This is a genomic window from Methanoculleus horonobensis (assembly GCF_001602375.1).
GTDB lineage: Archaea > Halobacteriota > Methanomicrobia > Methanomicrobiales > Methanoculleaceae > Methanoculleus > Methanoculleus horonobensis.
This window is the reverse complement of record NZ_BCNY01000015.1, coordinates 475,782-497,421: the sequence shown is the minus strand read 5'-3', so window position 1 is coordinate 497,421 and position 21,640 is coordinate 475,782. Positions and strand designations below refer to the sequence as shown.

The window sequence follows — 21,640 nt, the reverse complement described above, 5'->3', positions numbered from 1 at the left end:
AATCATGAAACGGATATACATTGTTGCAATGCTATGCCTCGTCGTCGCGGTCTCGATCGTGTCGGCAACTGATGCCAACGCCCCGATCGGGGTGGATACCGCAAAAGAAAAAGCACAGGACTTTCTTAACGCACCCGACGCAACCGTCCAGTACCAGAAGACTGAACGCCTGAATCTGGGAGAGTACTATGTCTTTGGTACCGGAGACGGACAGGTTTACGCCAACGCCCGGACCGGGGTGATCGAACGTGCCACGTTCGACTCCGCACGGAAGGATTGCCGCGATGTCCGGCTGGATCGGGCCGCAGCCGAAGTAACGGCAAGGGCCTACGCCGAAGAGAAGTACAGCGGCTTTGCGAAGAAGAGTATGCAGCTTACCAGATCGGACCTGGTTTCTCACGGTGATGCGGGCAGCGAGTACTCGTACATCTGGAGAGAAGAGATCAGCGATGTCCTCACGCCGAACACGGTCGTCGTGAACCTTAACCCGAGCACCGGCGAGATCGTCTCGTACATCGGGATCCAGCGGGAGATCAAATGTTCGCTTGAGCCAAAACTTTCCCGGGACGAGGCGCTGAAGATCGTAGCCGGGCAGTTCCCGGGAATCCGGGTGACCGGTGCAACGGCCGACCTCTCCGTCGAGTACACCCGACCGGACGTACAGACGCTGACATGGGTGATCACGATGAGTGGCGAGCCGGAGGACCACGTTCTCCAGGGAGGGCTTGTCGTTATCGACGCACAGACCGGAGAAGTGCTGATGGTGAGTCCATACCTCTAAATCACCTCTTTTCCTAATGTGATACAATGCACTCAAAGACATGGATATGGCTCGGTATCGGCGCCGTTCTCATCCTTGCTGCGGTAAACCTCGCCATACTCACCGCCTTTCCCCCGGGACAGCAGCATGTGCAGGAACCGCTCAAGCGGGTGAACTGGATACTGCCGTTCGGGCCGGGGTTCGAGTATCCCGATCCCTGTGAGAGCCCGATCATCACCTACGACGCCGATAACGAGACCTGGCATCTCGAGAACGCCACCGCCTGGAACCGGACAATCTCCCTCGGGGATCGCTACAGCCTCGACCCGGCCCGCCCGGAGGATATCCGGTACACTCCCGATATCGCAATCGAGAGCGACAGGATCAGCCTCGACTTCTTCATCCGGAACCTCGCGGGCGAAGACTGCGCCCGGGCCGATCTTGCCGTGACGACGGAAACCGCGAGCCTGAACACCACCACCGGGTCGCCGGAGGGGGATGTCCTCCCCGGCGCCTCGACCTCGCTGCCCGTCGACGACCTCGCCGCCGGGGAGTGGCGCGAGGTGCGGGTGATGGCGGACCTCCCGCAGCCCGGCCCGGAGGAGGTCCTCTCCCTGACGATCGGTCTTGCCGCCCCGTACACCCTCACGACCCCGAACGGCACACCGATCGACTTCGACTTCCGGCGGGCGACCGTCACCATACCGGGTTCCAACACCCCCTGGAAAGAAGAGATCGACCCCGGCTCTACCCCGGACCCCAACCTCAACAGGGACCGCCTCCCGGGGGGATCGGCAACGTTCGTCGTAGTAGGGATAGGTGCACCGGAACCGGTCCCACCCCCGACCCTCCGGGCGGAATGACGGAGATCGGCGCATCCTCTTTTTCGGCAGTACCGGGACAGTTCCGGAACGCTTTTCTCTCCCGGCAGGGGAGTACCTGATTGTTTCGGACCAGACCCATATCGGAGAGATTTCAAATCATGGAAGAAGTCACGCTCGACCGGGGCGATATCGCTGCGCTATCCTCCGACGTCCGGGTCGCTATCCTCAAAGCGCTCGATATCCGGCCCATGGCGATGAGCGAGCTCGCCGACGGGCTCGGTCTTGCAAAGTCGACTGTCCACGAACACCTTGCCGTTCTGGCCGATGCGGATCTCGTGGCCCACGAGAACGCCCGGAAATGGCGGGACTACACCCTGACGGAGAAGGGGCGGCGGATCCTTCATCCCGGGAGAGACCACCGGATCATCTTCCTCCTCGGCACATCCCTGGTTGCCATGACTGCCGGGGTGCTCTGCGTGACCTCGTATCTCCGCGGTTTTGTCGTCCAGGGGGGGAGCGTCGTCAGGGAACCCCTCCTCCTCTACGCGGGCGAGGCGCTCCTCGGCGTGACATTTGTGCTCTGGTACATCGCGTTGCGGTGCCGGCGGAGAACCGCCCCTATACCGGCGTAGTTTCTTTCCTGTCCGCACAGCCGCTCTTCGGCGACGACTTCCCCTTCTACGTCGCCACCTTCAACCTCCCCGTTTTTCGATCGGGATCGCGCCTCCGTCGGCTCGGTGGAGAGCACGAGCCCCATCCATCGATGCGGTCGACCCCCTCAGCCGGGTAACCACACCATTTGCGATGATCATCGTCGGGACGATGCACGTAACATTCCTGGCGTGGGAGATGGTCGACAACTGGCGGATCTGCGCGGCAAGTGTCGCCCCCCTCCTCACCCGGGTCTTTGCCGACGCCCGGCATACCTCTCAGATCGTCTTTGTCTCGACGAACGGGTCGTCTGTTACGGTTCCGCTGATGACGACGGTGCTACTGTAGGGCAGGAGGGGACGCAACCCGATCACCGACCATCCCTGGTTTAACTACGAAGAACTCGATAACCCCGGGAACACACAGGAAGGGGGATCTGCCGATCGGTACGCCAGGACCTGATCGCCGGCATAGTAATACTACAGATACGGCTGGATCGTTCAGCAGTTAAAGGGCTGTCTCTACTCCCTCGGTTGCCTTAATCAGGTAGTACCCAAGTCCCCTCTCCAGATCGACCTGCTCCTCCGGGGGCAGTGTCGATTCCCCGCAGGTATCTTTCTGACCTCTGTAACAAACCGGGTCTTCTCTTCTTCCGACAGATCCGTTGCGGCATCTTTGACAAAAGCCCAATCTTCTTCGGTCGGCTCACATATCTCCGGTCCGATATCCCTCCACGACGAGAGGATCGGGACGGCCTGCGGGGGTTTCGAATCCCCGGTTGCCCGGATGACAGTCAGGTTCCCGGCCCGCCCGGGCTCTTTTGCCGGGGTGGGCTCCGGGGCTGGCATCTATACCAGGTCCTGCAGAGGCTGTTCACTCTGCAGCAATTGAAGAATTAACTGGAGGGAACGACCGCCAGATTTTGTAAACGTCCCCGTCGTAGGTCACAATAACCTGTAAACCTTCGAGCGGTTCGTGCGTAGTGCTATTGAAGCGATCGATGTAGACCATATGGTGTTCTTTAAGCCTTCCCTCACGTACGTCAGAGACGGTGAGCTTTCCGATGGTGATCCGGAACGAATCATTCTCAATTGTTTTAGCAACTCCCGGATAGGAAAGGGCAACGATGACCGCATCTGCTTGAGAGATGGGTTCTGTAAGTGAAATATTGATATATTTCGATTGATTCACCGGTTGCTCTTCAACGCAACCCGTACAACAAAAAAGGAGGACTGAGATGATTACCATCAACCCTATTCTTCTTTGTTCACGCGATCCACGTGTCGATTCTGTATGCATTCGACCACCATGGTCTGTAGAAATCGCCATAAACACCTTCCTGCGTATCTGCATGGAGCTGTGTCGGGTGTGCTAACTGTGCATCCAGCTGCTCGTTCCACCATACACCATATCCGTCGTAATAGACGTAGGAATCACACACATAGGAGGTTGATACATCGGAGAATGATCCGGGATCGTTTCTGACGTATTCGTGTACCTCGTTCAGATCGCCTTCCGCAAACGGAACGTGACCGACCCGGACGACCTGTCCTTCCCATAAGATCATATAGGGATAGCCCTCCGGGTACTGCACGTCACTTACGTAGATCTCGAAATTGTAATCCCTGTCGCCGTTGGTAAGGTTACTATGCACAACCATCGGTCGTGATATGTTGTTGTTATCATAGGTGAAAACATGGTAGCGAGCCGGATTCGGATCATCGCAGACTGACTCTATACCTATCTCGATCCAGTTAGCGGTCGTACCGATCTTTTTTCCAAGATGGGTCGTAAGAAACTGGCGTCTGGTGCCATCCGAGGAGCATTCCATCAGTCCGGGATGTACCCATCCATTAACACCCTGAAAAACTGTGTCAAACAGCCAGATGCCTGAAGAACACATCTTTACTGCCGAAACGCCATCCTCTGTCAGAGGATCTATCTCGCCGTACATCGAATAGTTCACCTCATCCCTTGCCTGTTGCAAAAGGGGCGATACCCGTTCGTCATCAGCCTCTGTCCATCCGTCAAGGTATGAAACTCGCGGCAGGCTACGGATTGCCTCGGCAATCTCTTCTTCGGAACATCCTTTGCTTCGGAGTTCGCTGATGAACGAGGGAGATCGTTCCTGAAGTGTTGCAGGATCCACGATGTCCAGCTTCTCAATATCGAGTGCCCCGGCATCCATTGCCATCGCCGGCACCATCACCACACTCACCAGCATTATCGCCAGGAGTGTGGAGAATGCCCGCAGTCCAATTTTTCCGTTCATCTGTTTTTCCTCCGGTTTTTCCCCGGAGGCGGGAAGAGCATACCTTCAAGTGCAGGAAGTGCATACACTTCCATTGCCTCCGGGCTTGCGGGGCGTGTCATTCGGGGCGTCAACCGGGGATGGGTGCCCCCGCACACAAGCGGGTACCGCATGCGGCACTCGATGCGATTCTGGGTCGTTAGAACATATAAAATCAGCAGTCATCGTTCGGCTGGAACCGAACACATCATAAACCTTCTTATGGCAGGACAATAATTCCTGCCCCTGGAGACAGGACCCGCCGTCGGGCGCCGGGATAATGGTCACGGCCCTGCCACGCTCGTCGAACCTCCCCCCACGGAACCGGGCACCGTCGCAGTTGTTCCCGGCAAAGACCGCCGAAAACTATTCCCCTCATACATCCCGGTTGCCGGCGCGGAGGCGTTGATCGTATTCTGCCGATTGGACGGGTCTGTTTTGAACAGACGAAATGCAAATATATACCACTGACCGTCTACGCCTGTCAGGACGCGGCCCGACCGACCAAAAACGGATCAGCCAGAACCCGAAGTTTTTCCCGGTCGCGCGAAGCGTCCCAGACCCCGCAAACATCTCCCAGTCGCATGATGATTATGTTCTCCGGCCAGTCCTCGAAATCCAGAAAGAAGACCGCTTCGTCTGCAAGGATCTCCTTCGGCGACCCATCGACGATATAACCCGTCTCGAATCTCGTGGGAGCAGGGAGATGCATCGCGACATAGGTGTCGTTTTGTTTCATGGCGTCCAGCTCAACCCGCGAGAACCCCATCTTATACTGACCACAGGTGCTCCGGATCTGCTCGCGGCACTCTGCTTCGATGGCAGGATACCCGGGATCTCCTGGATAGAGGATAACGCCCGGGTCTCCTGCATGATGAATCTCGATAAACGATGTATTCTCCCGGGGAACGCCTGTCGGGCGGGGTGTTCGGTTCTCCGGAACCTCCGTCGGTATCTCACCCGGCCCTTGCAGATCCGGGTTCGGGAGTATATGTATTCCAACCAGGACCAGCATGCCCGCGGCGGCACAGGTGATGACGAGGTACAGAATCTTCTTCATAGAATTTCGCTCCGAAAAAGAAGAGGAACCTGGGGCGGTCACTTTACCGCCGGGATACCCTCCCCAAGGTCGGGGGACGCGGGGATGTATCTGACGAATGCGGTTCCCCCGGTCTCATCCCGCACCTCGCCCCTGAAGATGTAGACCGGGACGAGGTAGGTAGGCTCATCCATCGCCGGTGCTTCATAATACCCAAGTTCGATCCCGGTGATAACCGCGGTCGGGCCTTTTCCGTCGACCGCCAGCCCAGTCGCCTTCAATTCTTCAAAAGCTTCCTGTGGCGTTATGACTGCTATCTCCTTCTCCGGGGCATAGTCTCTCCAGAGTTTGTAAACATTCAGGATATCCCCGCCGCCGCCGATCTCAGCCGTCAATTTCGAACCCACAACCGGCCGACCGTCGATTGTGCGGGAGTAAGAGACCTGGACGTCTTCAAAGGCGATACCGATCACCTCACCATCCTCGTTATACTCAACGATTTGGGGGTGGGCAACGCCACACAGGATTGCATCGGGGGGCATCAGCCCGGTCTCCTCCAGGTACTGTGTTGCGATCTGGATCGCCTCATCGTCCGAAGGAAGGCTTTCCGGCAGGTCTTTGTCGTTCGGGTTCATCCAACGGGGGATATCAATCAGAGCGACTCTCCCCGACTTCATATGAACCTCCAACGAGTGGGGTTCATCGGAGAGCAGCATCTGGTCGTACGATTCGCGCACCGTTCCCTTCAGGCCTATCTTCTCCGCCATCGATGAGACAAGTTCCGTCGTGATCTCCGGCTCCAGCACCCGATACAGGATAACCTCCGCAGGCGTCGGCGGGAACGGAACAGAGGCGGTGTAGGTGAGGTTTGCAGCACCCGCCGATTTCACGCCACCTATCTGGTTGGATTGACCACAGTCAGGTGTATGACTGTCGCTGAAAAACACGGGTATGCTGACAACGCAGATGACTCCAAGAAGCGCCAGGACACCGGCACTAACTCCAATTAGTTTCATGTTCATGTGATCACCTCAACACTGGTACGTACCGTACAGGAACGACGTTCCGGGTGTCCCCTGGCTCCCGTGCCCGTAGACATAATCGGACCAGCAGCCTTCTCGGGCAAGGGCTGCCGCATACGTGGTCGAAGGCTCTGTATCCTTCGCTGCAATGAACCATGCCGTGATGATCGGTTGGGTGGTCCACGTACCGACCATCCGGTGTACGAAGTTAGAGCCTCTGTCCGAGACATCGTGACATTCAGTATGGAACCCGGTCATCGAGTGTAGGCCGCCAAATGCATTGTACCAATTTGTATGGCTATTCTCGCGCAGAACAGTGCAGGCATCAATGGTAATCCAGTCCATCTGCGTGTTTCCCCAGAGAGCATCACTGTAACTCAGGAAGGTATCGTCTTGGGAGGAGGAAAATGCAAATCCTTCTGGGGCACCATGGCCCGAAAAGAACGCAAAATGTGTATCATCTGTGTAAATATAGTCTATACCGTTTCCGGACTTACTGGGATCTTTCCAGTGTCTTTCCAGGGCCTGACCATCGCCATAGATAAAGTCTCCCCACCAGGATGAGTCACCACCGAGCTGGTAGTAAAACCCCTGTGCGTTTTCATCATTGTGCTCCAAGTCGGATGGTGGGGGATAGTTGTTCACCCATTCTGCACAACAATAATAGTATGCGCTTGCGGGCACCATAACCACGCTCACCAGCAGCAGCGCCAGGAGCATGGGAAATGCCTGCAATCCGGTTTTTCCGTTCATTTACTTTCCTCCTGTAGTTTTCCGGAGGCAGAAAAGGCACATATTTAAGCACGCAGAACGCTTACGTTCCCTTTGCCTCCGGGCTTGCGGGGCGCGTCATCCGGGGCGTCAACCGGGGATGGGAGACCCCCGCACACAAACGGGTACCGCACGCGGCACCCAACGCGATTCTGGGTCGTTATAACATATAAAATCGGCAGTCATCGTTCGGCTGGAACCGAACACATCATAAACCTTCTTATGGTGGGATAATGATCCCGGCCCTTGAAGGCAAGACCCGCCGACACTTCACAGTCCCGAACAGCCTCACCCTTCCTCTACGCGGGCGAGGCGCCCTCTGTGCGAGGAACACGCCGCGATCCCGAAAAACCCCGCTCTAAAACCCAGGCAGGCTCCCGCTCGCTCACTGCACCCCACACCCCCGAGCAGAACCGTAAAGGGGTACCGGCACTCACCTTGATGAACCGGACGGAGCGGTGCCCATATGAACGGTGCGGTCACGGATTTCCTGATAGTTGCAGACCAGATCTTCATCCTGGTCCTCCTGATCGCCGCGGGCTACGTCGCCGTCGCGACGAAGATCGTCGACCCCCGGGCAACCCGGGGGCTCTCGGGGCTCCTCGTCAACATCACCATCCCGGCGCTGATCGTCGCCTCGATGCAGGTGCCCTTCACCCCCGAGCGCCTCATCGGCGCAGAGACCCTGATCCTCGCGACCGGGGCGCTTTACGTCTTCTCGTTCGCCCTCGCCTGGGTGGTCTCGAAGGCCATGCGGGTCCCGGCCGCGGAGGAAGGGGTGCTCCAGTTCGCGATCGTCTTCGGGAACGTGGGGTTCATGGGGTTCCCGGTCGCCCTGACACTTTTTGGAGAGGAGTCGCTCTTTTACGTCGCGATCTTCAACCTCATCTTCAACGTCCTGGTCTTCTCGGTCGGGATCGCGATGCTGACCGAGGGGAGAGGGAAGGGGTTCGACCCAAAACTCCTCTTAAACCCAGGGATCGCGGCCTCCATCGTCGGGTTCGCCCTCTTCCTCGGCTCGGTGGAGATCCCGTCGCCCTTCATCGACTCGATCGAACTCCTCGGGGGGGTGACGACGCCGCTCGCGATGATCATCGTCGGGGCGATGCTCGCCACCTTCCCGGCCCGGGAGATGGTCGGGAACTGGCGGATCTGGGCGGCGAGCGCCATCCTCCTCCTCGCCATCCCGGCGGCCTACTGCTACCTCCTCGCCCCGGTCTTTCCCGATCCCTATATCAACGGGATCATGATCACGATGGCCGCGATGCCCGCCGCCGCAAACACCGTCATCTTCGCGGAGCAGTACGGCGCCGACTCCCGGCTCGCGTCGCAGATCGTCTTCGTCTCGACGATCGGGTCGCTCGTTACGATTCCGCTGATCGCGACGGTGATGCTCTAGACCCTACCACGCCGCCGTCCGCAGGGTCGCGAGGAGAAAGGCCAGACCCCCGAGGCCGGTGTTGACGAAAGGCAGGTACCAGTAGACCCGGTCGATGGAGAGGCCTTCCCGGAGGAGGAGGGCGAGAGGGACGGCCGGGTAGACGAGGACGAGCAGGCTTGCCGGGTGAAGATTGGAGAGCCAGATGACGAGGACGGCAAGCCCCGACCAGAACGCGAGGCAGAGGAGGAGCGAACGTCGCCTTCCGAGGACGACGGCCGTCGTCGTCATCCCCGCGGCCGCATCCCATCCGATATCGGGGATCGCGGAGAAGAGGTGCATCGCAGAGATGTGGAGGTAGCCGGCAATGACCAGGGCCAGCGGCGGGAGGGCGCCGCTCGCGATGTAGTAGCCGAGGATCCCCGGGACGACGTAGAGCATGTTCGAGGAGAAGTCGAGGACCGGGACCTCCTTGAACCGGAGCGGCGGGGCGCTGTAGAAGTAGGAGAGGAAGAGGAACGCGAGGAGAAGCGCCCGCCCGACGGTGTCGAGGGCGAAGAGGAGCGCGACGCTGACGGCGCCCGCAAGAGCGAGGAGGAGGAGGAGGTTCCGGCCGTCCGCATCGCGGATCCGGTACTCCTTCACGTCTTTTTTTGGATTGAACCGGTCGGTATCCTGGTCCCACCAGTCGTTCACTCCGTAGATGAAGAGGTTTGCCGGGAAGAAGAAGTAGAGCAGGAAGAGGACGTAGCCGGGATCGAAGAAGGCCGTCCAGGAGTCCATCCCGAGAGCGTAGCCCACCACGTAGGTTCCCCCGGTGTAAATCCAGAACCGGAACCGCGAGACCCGCCAGGCGAGCGAGAGGAGCCGGGGAGGCATGGACATTTCACGCCTTCAGGGTGTTCGAGGCGGCGCCGGAGACGATCCGGAAGACCGAAGGCTTCACCTTCCTCCGGTGGACGACGGCCGGGTCGCGATCGATCGTCCGGGCCGTCCAGCGGTACATATCCGATGCGGTCCGGATCGGGATCCGGTAACGCCGGGGGATGTGCCGGAACCCGGCTTCCGCCGCCTCCTGCCACTCCCGGTAGCGCCGGAGCTGGAACCGGAGAAATGCTGCAAATCCCCCGGGGTCACGGGAAGCCGCGGCCGCCGAGAGGTCGTCGAGCCCGAACGCCTCCATCTCTTCGAGGGGGAAGTAGGTTCGGCCGAGGGCGAGGTCCTCCGCGATGTCGCGGATAAAGTTGACATACTGCATCGCCCGGCCGAGGTTCTGCGCTGCAGGGTAGGATTCCGGCGGGAGGTCGAGGATCCGGGCCATCATCAGCCCGATCACCTCGGACGATCCATAGAGGTAGCCCTCGAGATCCCGGATCGTTTGGTAGGAGCCGACCGTGATGTCGCTCTCCATGGAGCGGAGAAACGCCGTTGTCCACCCTCGATCAAAGCCTTTCCGCGCCGCAAGCTCGACGAACGAGTCGACCACCACGTCTCCCGTCGCTTCGCCGGCAGCGCCCGCGGCGTAGCGGTCGGTGAGGGCGTAGAACTCCTCGACCTCCTGCGGCACCGCGTCCACGTAATCGTCGGCGGTGCGGACGAAGCTGTAGAGGGAAAAGACGTCCTCCCGCACCGCCGGCGGGAAGAAGAGGGTCGAGTAGAAGTAGGTCTTGCTCCCCCGCTTGAAGATATCGTAGATGGTCCGGTCGATCACGATGCACCTCACCGGCGGTATTGATCGGTCAGCTCGCGGGCGACGATCTGGGACGATATCAGGGTCATCGGCACCCCGATCCCCGGGTGGGTGTACTGGCCGGTATAGTAGAGGTTCCTGACACGCTTGCTCCGGTGCGCCGGCCGCCAGAGCGCCGTCTGCCGGAGGGTATGTGAGAGGCCGAGCGCCGTGCCCCGGTAGGCGTTGTAGCGGTTCGAGAAGTCCGAGAGCGCGAATATTCGCCGGGTCACGACCGAGTCACGGATCTTCTCGCCGAGGATCCCTTCCATCCGGTTCATGAGGTGGTCGTAGAACCGTTCCCGGAGCTCCGGGGTATCCTCGATGCCGGGGGCGAGGGGCGCGAGGACGAAGAGGGTATCGGTGCCTCTCGGGGCGGCGGTCGTGTCCGTCCTCGAGGGGACGTTGACGTAGAAGGAGGGGCTTTCCGGCCAGGCGGCTTTTTTGGGATCGAAGATCGTCTCGAACCCCTCCTCCCAGTCGGGCTCGAGGAAGATGTTGTGGTGGGCGAGCCCCTCGACCACCCGGTCGACGCCGAGGTAGGCAACGAACGTGGAGGGGGCGAGAACCTTCTTCTTCCAGTAGGAGGCGGAGTACGACCGCGAACGTTCGGGGAGGAGGGAGAGTTCCGTGAACGGGTAGTCCGCGTTGACGACGACGACATCGGCCTCGTGCGCCCCAAGCGGGGTGACGACCCGGCGGGCGACTCCGCCCTCCACGTCGATGGCCGTCACCGGTTCGTTGTAGCGGTACTCGACCCCGAACTCCCGACCGAGCGAGACGAGGGACTCGACGACCGCCCGCATGCCCCCCTCCGGGTACCACACGCCCATGTTCAGGTCGATATGCGTCATGATGTGGTAGAACGAGGGGGTGTTTCTCGGCGAGCCGCCGAGGAAGCCGATGGAGTACTGGACGATCTTCCGGGCTTCGTCGCTTGCAAACCGCTTCTTGACGAAGGACTCCAGGTTCTCAAAGGGGTTGAGTTTCCTCCCCCCGGCAAGGAGACGCCGGTCGAAGAAGTCGAAGATACTCCGGTAGTCCCGGTAGAGGAGGTCGCTCATGGTGATACCGTAGGTCTCCTCGGCCTCGGCGAGGTAACCCCTGAGTTTCTCGGCCCCGCCGGGTTCGAACGACTCGAAGAGATCATAGTTCTTCCCGAGGTCGGCCGAGACGTCCGCGACCCGCTCGTCGGCGAAGAAGACCCGGTAGGAAGGGTCGAGCCTCGCGAGCGGGAAGTAGTCTTTCGGAGTTCTCCCGAACTCCGCGAAGAACCGGTCGTAGACGTCGGGCATCAGGTACCACGACGGCCCCATGTCGAACGTGAACCCGTTATCGCGGTGAACGCTCGCCCGGCCCCCGGGCTGCTCGTTCTTCTCGATCACCGTGACGTCGAAACCGCCCTTTGCAAGAAGAGCGGCAACGGAGAGCCCTCCGAACCCGGCCCCAACAATCGCAGCCCGCATAAACTCCCTCCACCTGAATAGAAAACGGGTGCAGGAAGAATCATATCGAATATAAACTTTGGTATCGGGGAAGGCACACCGCCGATGCGGCGCTCACCGTGAAGCGTCGTCTTCGAAGATGACCGGAAGGGTTGCAAGGGCAAGCGCCGCCCCGAGGAGTGCCGGTACGGCAAGATCGTTCCGGGCGAGGTAGCCGGTCCAGAACGCGAGGACGAGGAGGAGGCTCGCCGCCACCGTCCCCGGGATCGGCCGGGCGCCCGCGATGAGCCGGAAGAGGGCGATGTAGACCGCTCCGGTCAGGATCCAGCCCGCGAAGTTCGAGACCGGCACCCCGTAGTAGGCGCCGCCGTCGGTCCAGACCCAGAGTCCGGCGTGGACGACCGCCGGGTCGATGACGAGATCGACGAGGAGGAGCGCGAGGACTCCCACCGGAACCAGCCGGATCCAGGAGGTCCCGACGGCGGCCCCGGCGAGGGTGACGGCGCCGAGGAGCATCGGGAGGTAGGCGAAGGCGACCGTCCAGGGGACGAGGCCGAAGACCCGGTAGCCGAGGTCGGCCGAATACGTGAACCGGCCATACGGGATGCCGGTCGCGACGGCGTACGCCTCGGCGGCGAGCGGGAGGAGGCTCAAAAGGAGGAGGAGCGCGATGCCGCGGGCGGGCCCGAGCCAGCGGACGAGGGCAAGGTAGGAGGGGAGGGCAAGAGCAACCAGGAAGACGACCGGGACGGCGGGCGGAACCACCGGGTCGTCGAACCGGACCACCAGGAAGGCGGCGAGGAAGAGGGCGAGGGCGGTGAGGAGGAGAGCCGCCCGGGTGATGCGCATGGGCGGGGGAGGGTGGCGGCGGGGATAAAGGTGACCGGTATGACCGGGTCTGCCGTGCCGCGATCGCCGCCGGCTACGCCCCGGTCCGCCCTGCGAAGTCGCTCGCGACCAGGATCAGCGCCACCACTGCGGCGATGACGAGCATCAGGATCCACTGGTAGGTGACGGCTGCGTACAGGCCGGCCGCGATGCCGGCGGCCAGCAACAGGGCGAGGTATTTGCGTTCCATGTATGTAATGACCTGAACGTTCGGGGATATACGTTTTCTGTCACGTTTCTCTACACGTCCGGGAGTTGTGACCGGAAATAAAGAGCCTTGATCTCCACAATGGATTAAGAGAGACGCTCGCATCCAGGTTGATCGCTCCCGGAACGGATCTCCCTGTGCGGAGAAAAGCTCTATCCGGATAACTGCCGTCATCCCCCACGGCAAAAGCCGTACAGGCGCCGGACGACGAGCAACACCAACCCGACGATGCAGAATACCATGAGCACCAGGAGAACGAGACCGATAGCCTGACCAGAGAGCATGAAGAGAGGGTCGAGCGCCGGATGGAGCCCCCTGATAGGGTCGTAGAAGAGCAAGAGAAGGAGCATCGCGGCAAGCAGTCCCGTTAAGAGTGTGTCCATCGATACCCTGCGCTGCATGCTTCACCCGCCTCGCTACGGTAACAAAGATCTGAACGTCCGCTCATTTACGTCTTCTGTCCAACTTCCCTATACGTTCAACACAGGTGGTGACCCGGCAACGAACACCCGCTCCGCACCAGTAGCGGTCCGGGAATGCAGCGCCTGCACTCCCCAATTACCTGATGGATTTACCTTCCTTTGCACTACTGATGCTCCGCATCTTCAGGCCGAAATAGACAAACGACAGGGTCAATGCCGTGGCATAAACTGCCCCGATCAAAGCTCGCGGATCCGGTACAATCGCGATTGGTATCAGAGAAACGATCACCCACAGGGGAAAAAATGCCAGGACGATGACCGGCACCGACAGGGCCCCTAAGAGTTGATTGAATTTTTCTTCGTCCATAAAGGCTCCTCCAGAGGTGTGAACTGGTTTGCACCGGAATCCACGCGTGAATGGTCAACGTTCTTCCATATACCTTTTCTGTGCCGCGCATCTACACCTCGGCTGACGGATGGGCTTCGAGGAAAAAAACAGCAGTCCGGGTTCGGAGGAGGTACTTCTCCCTCACCGCCCCCCTGAAACCGGGAGAGGAGAAGATTATCCCTCATGACGAGCACATTGACCGTATGAGGGAAATATTATCTTAAGGATCATACCATAGTAGAACAATGCTTTCGCGAAAGATCTTCGAGACCGACTTTGCCGACGCGCTCCAGGAGGAACTCGCCCGGCAGGATATGAGCATCCGCGACCTCGCGGAACGGGCCGGGATCCCGCCCGCAACCCTCTACAAACTCACGTCGGGCAGGGCGGATCCACGCCTCTCGACCGTCCGGCGGATCGTGAACGTCCTCGAACCCCGGGAGAAGAGTTTCATCGCGGTGATCGCGGCCCGGTTCCTGCTCGACGAGATCGACAACCGCGACCTCCCCATCGGCGGGAAGCAATACCACATCCGGGGCTACGCGGCCGATTCCCTTGAAGAGTGCATCATCGCCGCCGTCCGGGCCGACAAGGAGGGGGCGCTCGGGATCATCTGCGCTCCGATCCTCGCGCCGATCGTGGAGAAGATCGCCGACTGCCCGGTCGCGATCATCAAGCCGCAGCAGCAGACGCTGATCGAGGCGATCGAGACGATAGCAAAGAGGGTTTAGGGGACCATCGCAGCCTAACTCTCGAAGAAGTCGATCACGTAGTAGTTCCCGCGGTACTCCACGATCTTCCCCCGGTAACTCTTTGCAATACGCACTGTCTCGTTGTAGGAGAGCGGCACCTCGATAAAGCCGGTGCGGAGGGTCTCGTTCACTCTGGGGAGGTCGACGAGATCGGCATCCGTGAGCGGGACGACCTCGTGGCCGGCCTTCAGGAAGTCGGCTCTCGTCCAGCCTGCAGGGTACCCGGAATCCTTTAGATCCCCGTTGCTGATGTTGTACAGCGTGAGATAGCAGCCGCTCAGCCCTTTCACGTCGGCGGAGGAGAAGAGATAGTGGATGACCTTCCCCGGGGATTTGGTGTCGTACCGCCCGGTGCTCTCCACCCAGTATGCGACGCCGCCGGTCTCGAAATAGCCGCGAAGGACGTCGCCGCTGATGGTCAGGTGCACCCTCCCGTCCACGGATAGGGTGCCGGTGAAGGAGCCGGTGCCGTGCAACGACTCCTCGAGAACCGCCGTGCAGGGCTGCCCGGCGATATGCACCGCCAGCGGTTCGCCGGAAAGCAGGCGATCACGGATACCCTCCGTATCGTAGACCGCGAGTTCGTAACGCAGGATCGAGGAGAGGATATCCACGCCCTCGACCGGGACATCCCTCTTCTCCGTGAAGAAGTCGATATGGACCAGGGCCTGATCCTGTGGGGCAATCTGCTCATGCGGGGTTACGGTGACCTCTGCGACGGGCGCGAAAGCCGCAAAGCCCGCCGCCAGCGCCGTGACTGCGGCGGTGAGGAGGAGCGCCGGGATTATCGAACGTTTCTCTGTCATCTCACCGCCTCTTCCGGCCGATGAGGAGGAACGCCCCCGTGAGCGAGAGAACCGCGAGCGCGGAACCGAATCCCGGCACCGTCCGGGGGAGGGGCTCCAGTTCCAGGTCGAGATCGTTCGTCAGGTTTTCAAAGATGAACTCCTCCCGGAGGGGGGCGTAGCCCTCCTTCTCGACCGTGACCGTCTGCCGGTAGCCGAAGACGCCTTCCACCAGGTAGCCGCCATCCTCCCCGGTCACGTTCGTCCCCGCGAGGGGTTCGTCGTCGAGCGTAAACACCGACTCGAACCGCACCAATGCACCGGGAACCGGGTTGCCGCCGGCGTCCGTCACCCTGCCCGAGACGGCGATCGCCGGGGGCGGCGGGAGACCGATACGGACGGTCACGTTCACGGTCTTCTCGGCCCGGCGTCCATGGGTGCCCGCCACGACGGTGATCGTGTTCTCCCCGGCGGAGACCGGGACCGAGCAGGCGAACTCGGGCCGGTTCCCGCACGAGACCTCCCCGGTTCCGCTCCGCACAACCACGTTGTGCAGACCCGTGGGGGCGTGGACCTCCCCGACGACGGCGACGCGGGGCGGAACGACGTCGATCCAGACCGTCTCGCCCTCGGCCGGGGAGGTGATGTTGATGGTGATCGGGTCTTCGACGGGCGGCGGGTGCTCGTTGATGACGGTCAGGATGAGGTCCCCGGCCTTGCCGAAGATGAAGGTCGCGTTGTCGTGATGATAGACCCGGGAGTCGTTCGGGAGCTGGTGCACCCAGGTGCAGGGCTTCTCGACACCCGCAGGGGTGGGGACTTTTGCAGAGAGTTCGTCGCTGATGGAGAGCAGCTGGTTCCCGTCGCTATCGAAGATCAGTGTTCTTGCGTCGGCAGTATGAACCATGATCGAGCCGAACGGTATCCCGGTGGTCACACTCCCGTCCCACTCCGGCTGAAGGGTCAACACCCCGGATATGGCGATCGTCTCGATCGACTCGTTCACCTTCAGTTCCGGGATCAGGTGCTGGTTGGGACCGAGATCTGCGCCTGCCGCCGGGACGGCCGCGAGCAGCAGCGCGAGGAGGAGGAGTGTCCATGTTCTGGTTGTTCCGTTCATTTTCAATCCCTCACCGTTCAGTCCCGGTAAATCGTCCCGACCCGGTAGTACCGGCCCTCGTACTCGAAGTATTTTCGCTTGCCGGTCTCGTTATCGAAGATGTAGGCATCAATCGTCTCCTGGTGGATCTTCTCCGGGTACTCCACGCTCCCCACCAGCCGGATGTCCCCGGCGGTATACGGGCCCCCTTCGTCCTCATGCCCCTCACCCCGGAGGATCGCGTCCAGAACGGGCAGGTTCCGGAACATCTCCTCATCGAGGGGCATGACGATACCCTCCCGGGCCGTCTCCTCCGTGACTTCGTAGAGCAGGAGTTCGTCGGGCGGGATGGTCGCGGCGATGTAGGAGGAAACAGCGACGTAGCAGCCGAACAGGAGGAGCCCGGCGACCGCGACCGCGATGAGGTATCGCTTCAGCCGGGTGCCCTTCTCGTGGTGCAACGGAGCCACCGCTTTTCCTCAAGAATGGTTGCATTTTCGTCCATCTACCCTCCGCCGGGGTGCCGGCCAGGTTTTGGTGCGGGTCGCACGACCGGACCCACGCCCCGGGATACCGGTATCCACGCGGGAGAGGTCGACCTTCTTCTATAAACGATTTCTGTGACAATCGTCTACACGTCGGGCCTTCCCGATCGATTTTGAACCCGAACAAACCTACTACGGGCCCGGAACCGGGGGCGCGCCCTTCCCTCAGAGAGCGAGCACCACGTCGCCATCGTGAATGATATAAGTCACATTATCGACCGTACGGGAGAGATATCCAGACGGAACCTCGACGGAAGCCCTCTCGATGCACATACAGTCGATGTTGACGAGGTAGTCGATCGTCATCTCCCCGTACCTGACGCGGACCGCAGGGTAGCATCCCGGGCCCCCCGGTTCGGACGCGGCGGACGGCGGGCAGACGACAACGACGCCCGTGATCTCGCCCCCTTCGGAGAGGAGCCGGGCGGTGGCGGGATCCTCCCGGACGAGATCGAAGAGCCCGCCGACTGTCTCGACGAACTCCCCGGTCTTCGAGTAAGCCTCGCAGGGTTCGTGGGTGAAGCCGGTGTCGATATCCCCGGACAGGTGGGCCGCCCGGTACCGCGCCACGATCCCGTCGAGGTCGGGGGAAGATTCTGCCGGTCCGGAAGAACGACCGTACGACTCGTTCAGGTACAGGAGCGACGTCCCGTTGTAGGTCATGATCGGGGCGTCCCCCAGGTAGACGGTATCGGTCCCGGTCGAGAGGTCGCGGGTCTTGTAATATGCAGGAGAGGGCGTGTTAGGCACGAGTGCAGAGCCGCCGAGCACCGTCCCGGCCGTCTCGTCGACGGTGACGGCAAACCGGATCTCCCCGTAGCGGATGACGAGGCTCGGGTTCTGGTTGCAGTACGGGTCGTTTCGCGGGCACGAGTGGAAGAGCACGGCAACCGACTCGGGTTTGCCGCCGTGCCGGACGAGAGCCCGCGCCCGCTCGTCGCCGAGCGCAATCCCGGCTACGTATGAGCCGTTTGTTCGAATCAACTCCGGGGTTGCTACAGGAATCTCCGATACGTTGACGTCGGGGCATTGTTCCGTCAATATATCCTGCGGGCCGCCGGGAGGGGCTGGATAGGCCGTTTCGTAGGTGCAGCAGCCCCCGATACAGGCCGAGACAAACAGCAGAAAAACGACGGATGCGATCTTCATCATCTTTCGGCCACCTCAATCACCGAAGGATCTCCTCGTGTCACGGCCACGTCGTCACCACCAGATAGTATGCACCCTCATACTCCAGGTGCGGGTAGACCCACGTCTCCCGGTCGGGGCCGTAAGTGTCCTGGAGCACCTTGCTCTCCGCGTAGGAGACGTTGGTTCCCCCGATGAAGCGCCGGTCGCTCATACCCCACTCCCATCCTGACGGATTTCGTTCCTCGCCCCGGATGACCGCGTCGAGCGCCGGGTGGTCGGCGAAGTCCTTCTCGGTCAGGGGAACGATCACGTTCTCTCCCGGCTCCGTCCTCTCCATGACGTAGAGCATCGGCTGCCCGCCCGAACCCTCCATCGCGTAGATGAGGAGGGCATCGGCGAGCATGAAGCCGAGCACGACCGCAACGATGCCGGCAAGACCGCACGCGACGACGAGCCCCGCCGTTCTGAGCCGGTTGCCGGGTTTCTTACCTTCTTCCATTCTGCACCCCTTCAAGCATCCTAATGGAGCAGAACACGTGTCGAGTAGTATACTCCGTCGTACTCGAGGATCGGCGCATTCGCCGTATACACACCAAAGGACTCGGTGAGTGCGAGGCATTCGACCTCTGTCATCGGAACCGACGCGGATTTCACCACGTTGGATTCGCTGCTAGCCTCCCGGATCGCGGTGGCAAGCACCGGGTGCTGCTTCAGGTCCCGGTCGGTCAGATGGATGACGGATGCGTTCTGCAGCTCTTCTTCCCCGACTACTTCCACAACCAACATTTGCGGAGGACCGTCGATTCCCGTGATCAGGGTGACGAGGGCGGTGCACGTGAGCACGACCGCCGCGACGAGAAGGACGACGCCGATGAACGCAAAGATCCCTACGGCAATCAGGCGCTTCCTGTCAGGTTCCATGCAATCTCCTCCGGTCTCGGCGCAGGCCGGACAGATCCCACACATCGGGGCACCGATTCCGGCAGCTATCGGTGAGAGCTCGACGTACCTCTATAAACGATTTCTGTCACGATCCTCTACACGTCGAACCGCCTCAAGCCTATTTGCTCCCGGAGCGGGGCTCGAAGGAGAGAAAGGGGGGTATGGCGAGACGATAAAAAGAGGGTGTTCAGAGGTTGTGCGCGGGGACACACCGGTTCTTCCCCGCATACGGCAGGACCGGCCCGTGGAGTTCTACCCCGAGCGCCTCGCGGAGGACGTCCTCGATCGTCTCCACGGTCACGAACGCGAGATCGCGCCGCACGTCCTCAGGAACGTCCTCGAGATCGCGCTCGTTCTCCCGCGGGAGGATGACCGTCCTGATCCCGGCCCGGTGCGCCGCAAGAACCTTCTCCTTGATCCCGCCTACGGGGAGGACGGCGCCGGAGAGGGTCACCTCGCCGGTCATCGCGACCGTCGGGTCGACCGTTCTCCCGGTGACCAGGGAGGCAAGGGCCGTAAAGAGGGTCACGCCCGCCGACGGCCCGTCCTTCGGGGTCGCCCCCGCCGGCACGTGGATGTGGACGTCGCTTGCGAAGAAGTCGAACCCGGTCGTGGTGGCCGCGAGCCTCGAGCGGATCAGGCTGAGCGATATCTGGGCCGACTCCTTCATCACGTCGCCGAGCTGGCCGGTCAGCGTCAGTTTCCCTTTGCCGGGCATGAACGTCCCCTCGATGAAGAGGATGTCGCCGCCGACCGGCGTCCACGCAAGCCCCGTCACGACGCCGGGCTGGTTCTCCTTCCGCGCCACGTCCGGCCGGACGGTCTCCCGGCCGAGGATCTCCGGGAGCATCTCCGCCGTCACGACGACCGGCAGGTCGACCGTCTCCGAGACCACTTTCGCCGAGACATACCGGGCGATCCGGGCAAGCTGCTTCTTGAGCGTCCGGACACCCGCTTCCCGGGTGTAGCGGTCGATGATCGCCGAGACGGCCTCGTCCTCGACCTGAAGGTGATCCGCGGTCAGGCCGTGCTCCTCGAGCGTCTCCGGCAGGAGGTGATCCTTTGCGATCGCGAACTTCTCGTTCTTCGTGTAGCCCGAGATCTCGATGAGCTCCATCCGGTCGAGGAGCGGCGCCGGGATCGTCGCGAGACTGTTTGCGGTCGCGATGAAGAGCACGTCCGAGAGGTCGTAGGGCACCTCCAGGTAGTGGTCCGAGAACGTGCTGTTCTGCTCGGGATCGAGGACCTCGAGGAGGGCGCTTGCCGGGTCGCCGGAGTAGGAGACGGCGAGCTTGTCGACCTCGTCGAGGATGAAGACCGGGTTCTTCGCCCCTGCCCGCTTCATCCCCTGGATGATCCGGCCGGGGAGCGACCCGACGTAGGTTCGCCGGTGCCCGCGAATCTCCGCCTCGTCCTTGACGCCGCCGAGGCTGATCCGGACGTATTCCCTCCCCAGCGCATCCGCGATGCTCCGTCCGAGGCTCGTCTTCCCGGTGCCGGGCGGGCCCGCGAAGAGGAGGATCGAGCCCTGCTTCTCCTCCTTGAGTTTCATGACCGCAAGGTGCTGGACGATCCGCTCCTTGACCTTCTCGAGGCCGTTGTGGTTGCTCTCGAGCACCCGGCGGGCCTCCTCGATATCGATGCTCTTCTTCTCGACCGTCCAGGGGAGATCGAGCAGGAGGTCGAGGTAGTTTCGGATCCCCTGGCTCTCGTGGTGCTGGCTCCCGCCCGACTCGAGTTTCTTCAGTTCGGCAAGAGCCTTCTTCCGCACCTCCTCGGGCATCGTCGAGCGCTCAATCCGCTCCCGGTAGTTCTCCTCGCCGGACGAGCCCTCGCAGCCGTTGAGCTCGTCCTGGATCACCCGGAGCTGCTCGCGGAGCATTGCTTCGCGGTTCGCCTTTCCGACCTTCTCGTTGGCCTTTTTGGCCACCTCGATCCGGAGATTGATGCTCTCGTTCAGGTTCACCAGGATCCGGAGGAACGCGGTGTAGCGCTCCCGGGTGGAGATGATCTCGAGGAGCGACTGCTTCTCGGCAACACCGATCGGCAGGAAGGGCATGACGAAACCCATGATCTGGTCGACGGACTCCATCCTGTCGACAGGGCGGGTGAACTGCTCGGAGCCCTGGAAGTTGCCGCTGAGATCGTGGACGGCCGCTTTGACGTTCGCGAGCATCTGTGCCCGTCCACCCTCGTCGAGGTCCGGCACGTCCGGGAGGGGTTCGCAGACGGCGTAGAGCAGCCCGTCCCTCTCCGAGAGGGTTACGGCCTTCACCCGGCGGGTTGCGTGCGCAAAGACGAGGTAGCCGTCGTCTGCAGGCTGTACGTGAGCAATCGCAAGAAGGTTCCCGGTCGAATAGAGTGCGTCGCCCGGATCCCCAGGGGTTTCCGCCTCGCTCTTCGCGGTCAGCCCGACCGCATATGCCGATCCGTCGCTCTTCATGGCGGCGATCAGCGCCTCCCCGATGGCCGTCTCGACCTGGAGCTTCGTCCGGGTCTCGGGGTAGACCACGGTCTCGAAGAGCGGTATGACGATGTGCTCTTTGCTGGTGTCTGGTTGTGAGTGCATGG

Annotated in this window: 26 protein-coding genes; 7 read left to right on the top strand and 19 right to left on the bottom strand. The window is 61.3% G+C overall.

Annotated features, from left to right (window positions below; all coding sequences use genetic code 11):
• The first annotated feature begins 4 nt into the window (after positions 1-4).
• The 4 genes from MCUHO_RS10225 (at position 5) to MCUHO_RS10210 (ending at position 2,583) form a co-directional block, all read left to right on the top strand.
• Complete coding sequence (locus tag MCUHO_RS10225; RefSeq protein ID WP_067077870.1) at positions 5-781, top strand: PepSY domain-containing protein; 777 nt, start codon at positions 5-7, stop codon at positions 779-781.
• 26 nt (positions 782-807) lie between these two features.
• The gene (locus MCUHO_RS10220) at positions 808-1,623 is read left to right on the top strand and encodes a hypothetical protein (RefSeq protein ID WP_067077867.1); all 816 of its coding nucleotides are present in this window, start codon (positions 808-810) and stop codon (positions 1,621-1,623) included.
• A gap of 119 nt (positions 1,624-1,742) precedes the next feature.
• Complete coding sequence (locus tag MCUHO_RS10215) at positions 1,743-2,216, top strand: winged helix-turn-helix domain-containing protein (protein WP_011842985.1); 474 nt, start codon at positions 1,743-1,745, stop codon at positions 2,214-2,216.
• Between the two features lie 172 nt (positions 2,217-2,388).
• Entirely contained in the window at positions 2,389-2,583 is a 195-nt protein-coding gene (locus tag MCUHO_RS10210; RefSeq protein ID WP_011842984.1) for a hypothetical protein, read from the top strand.
• 525 nt (positions 2,584-3,108) lie between these two features.
• On the opposite strand, the gene MCUHO_RS12430 is transcribed toward MCUHO_RS10210, so the two are convergent.
• From MCUHO_RS12430 to MCUHO_RS10190, 5 genes are all read right to left on the bottom strand, one after another.
• Entirely contained in the window at positions 3,109-3,483 is a 375-nt protein-coding gene (locus tag MCUHO_RS12430; RefSeq protein ID WP_082223163.1) for a hypothetical protein, read from the bottom strand.
• Between the two features lie 19 nt (positions 3,484-3,502).
• Positions 3,503-4,507 carry a hypothetical protein gene (locus MCUHO_RS10205; protein WP_011842981.1) on the bottom strand — a complete coding sequence of 335 codons (1,005 nt, stop codon included), beginning with the start codon at positions 4,505-4,507 and terminating at the stop codon, positions 3,503-3,505.
• 502 nt (positions 4,508-5,009) lie between these two features.
• A complete protein-coding gene (locus MCUHO_RS10200; protein WP_011842980.1) occupies positions 5,010-5,585 on the bottom strand; it encodes a hypothetical protein in 576 nt (191 codons plus the stop codon).
• A 38-nt stretch (positions 5,586-5,623) separates the two neighbouring features.
• Positions 5,624-6,586, bottom strand: a complete 963-nt coding sequence (locus tag MCUHO_RS10195; RefSeq protein ID WP_011842979.1) for a hypothetical protein — start codon at positions 6,584-6,586, stop codon at positions 5,624-5,626.
• A 9-nt stretch (positions 6,587-6,595) separates the two neighbouring features.
• Positions 6,596-7,339 (bottom strand): DUF6345 domain-containing protein, encoded by a 744-nt coding sequence (locus tag MCUHO_RS10190; protein ID WP_011842978.1) that lies wholly within the window; start codon positions 7,337-7,339, stop codon positions 6,596-6,598.
• A gap of 484 nt (positions 7,340-7,823) precedes the next feature.
• Between MCUHO_RS10190 and MCUHO_RS10185 the strand changes: the two genes are divergently transcribed.
• Complete coding sequence (locus tag MCUHO_RS10185) at positions 7,824-8,756, top strand: AEC family transporter (protein ID WP_067077864.1); 933 nt, start codon at positions 7,824-7,826, stop codon at positions 8,754-8,756.
• Positions 8,757-8,759: 3 nt separating this feature from the next.
• On the opposite strand, the gene MCUHO_RS10180 is transcribed toward MCUHO_RS10185, so the two are convergent.
• From MCUHO_RS10180 to MCUHO_RS10155, 7 genes are all read right to left on the bottom strand, one after another.
• Positions 8,760-9,620, bottom strand: a complete 861-nt coding sequence (locus MCUHO_RS10180) for a prenyltransferase (protein ID WP_235808241.1) — start codon at positions 9,618-9,620, stop codon at positions 8,760-8,762.
• A 1-nt stretch (position 9,621) separates the two neighbouring features.
• Complete coding sequence (locus MCUHO_RS10175) at positions 9,622-10,446, bottom strand: phytoene/squalene synthase family protein (RefSeq protein WP_067077862.1); 825 nt, start codon at positions 10,444-10,446, stop codon at positions 9,622-9,624.
• An 8-nt stretch (positions 10,447-10,454) separates the two neighbouring features.
• Complete coding sequence (locus MCUHO_RS10170; protein ID WP_067077859.1) at positions 10,455-11,930, bottom strand: phytoene desaturase family protein; 1,476 nt, start codon at positions 11,928-11,930, stop codon at positions 10,455-10,457.
• A gap of 93 nt (positions 11,931-12,023) precedes the next feature.
• Positions 12,024-12,758: a carotenoid biosynthesis protein gene (locus MCUHO_RS10165; protein WP_067077856.1), complete on the bottom strand. Its 735-nt coding sequence runs from the start codon at positions 12,756-12,758 to the stop codon at positions 12,024-12,026.
• Positions 12,759-12,831: 73 nt separating this feature from the next.
• Complete coding sequence (locus MCUHO_RS12790; protein WP_161485896.1) at positions 12,832-12,987, bottom strand: hypothetical protein; 156 nt, start codon at positions 12,985-12,987, stop codon at positions 12,832-12,834.
• A gap of 188 nt (positions 12,988-13,175) precedes the next feature.
• The gene (locus MCUHO_RS10160) at positions 13,176-13,406 is read right to left on the bottom strand and encodes a hypothetical protein (protein WP_067077853.1); all 231 of its coding nucleotides are present in this window, start codon (positions 13,404-13,406) and stop codon (positions 13,176-13,178) included.
• A 157-nt stretch (positions 13,407-13,563) separates the two neighbouring features.
• Positions 13,564-13,794, bottom strand: coding sequence for a hypothetical protein (locus tag MCUHO_RS10155; protein ID WP_067077850.1), 231 nt, complete (start codon positions 13,792-13,794; stop codon positions 13,564-13,566).
• A 50-nt stretch (positions 13,795-13,844) separates the two neighbouring features.
• On the opposite strand from MCUHO_RS10155, the gene MCUHO_RS10150 reads away from it, so the two are divergent.
• Both MCUHO_RS10150 and MCUHO_RS10145 read left to right on the top strand, forming a co-directional pair.
• Entirely contained in the window at positions 13,845-14,039 is a 195-nt protein-coding gene (locus MCUHO_RS10150; RefSeq protein WP_067077847.1) for a hypothetical protein, read from the top strand.
• 21 nt (positions 14,040-14,060) lie between these two features.
• The gene (locus tag MCUHO_RS10145; protein ID WP_067077845.1) at positions 14,061-14,546 is read left to right on the top strand and encodes a helix-turn-helix domain-containing protein; all 486 of its coding nucleotides are present in this window, start codon (positions 14,061-14,063) and stop codon (positions 14,544-14,546) included.
• 14 nt (positions 14,547-14,560) lie between these two features.
• Here MCUHO_RS10145 and MCUHO_RS10140 read toward each other — a convergent pair whose 3' ends face one another.
• The 7 genes from MCUHO_RS10140 to lon form a co-directional block, all read right to left on the bottom strand.
• Positions 14,561-15,373, bottom strand: a complete 813-nt coding sequence (locus MCUHO_RS10140; RefSeq protein ID WP_067077842.1) for a hypothetical protein — start codon at positions 15,371-15,373, stop codon at positions 14,561-14,563.
• 1 nt (position 15,374) lies between these two features.
• On the bottom strand, positions 15,375-16,472 hold the full coding sequence (locus MCUHO_RS10135) for a carboxypeptidase-like regulatory domain-containing protein (protein ID WP_067077840.1): 1,098 nt from the start codon (positions 16,470-16,472) through the stop codon (positions 15,375-15,377).
• Positions 16,473-16,489: 17 nt separating this feature from the next.
• Positions 16,490-16,921, bottom strand: a complete 432-nt coding sequence (locus MCUHO_RS10130; RefSeq protein WP_153020036.1) for a hypothetical protein — start codon at positions 16,919-16,921, stop codon at positions 16,490-16,492.
• A 240-nt stretch (positions 16,922-17,161) separates the two neighbouring features.
• Positions 17,162-18,148, bottom strand: a complete 987-nt coding sequence (locus MCUHO_RS10125) for a hypothetical protein (protein WP_067077834.1) — start codon at positions 18,146-18,148, stop codon at positions 17,162-17,164.
• 37 nt (positions 18,149-18,185) lie between these two features.
• A complete protein-coding gene (locus MCUHO_RS10120; RefSeq protein ID WP_067077831.1) occupies positions 18,186-18,626 on the bottom strand; it encodes an FIG domain-containing protein in 441 nt (146 codons plus the stop codon).
• A 20-nt stretch (positions 18,627-18,646) separates the two neighbouring features.
• Positions 18,647-19,048, bottom strand: a complete 402-nt coding sequence (locus MCUHO_RS10115; protein WP_067077828.1) for a hypothetical protein — start codon at positions 19,046-19,048, stop codon at positions 18,647-18,649.
• Positions 19,049-19,256: 208 nt separating this feature from the next.
• Positions 19,257-21,638 carry an endopeptidase La gene (gene lon, locus MCUHO_RS10110; protein ID WP_067077825.1) on the bottom strand — a complete coding sequence of 794 codons (2,382 nt, stop codon included), beginning with the start codon at positions 21,636-21,638 and terminating at the stop codon, positions 19,257-19,259.
• Positions 21,639-21,640 lie beyond the last annotated feature (2 nt).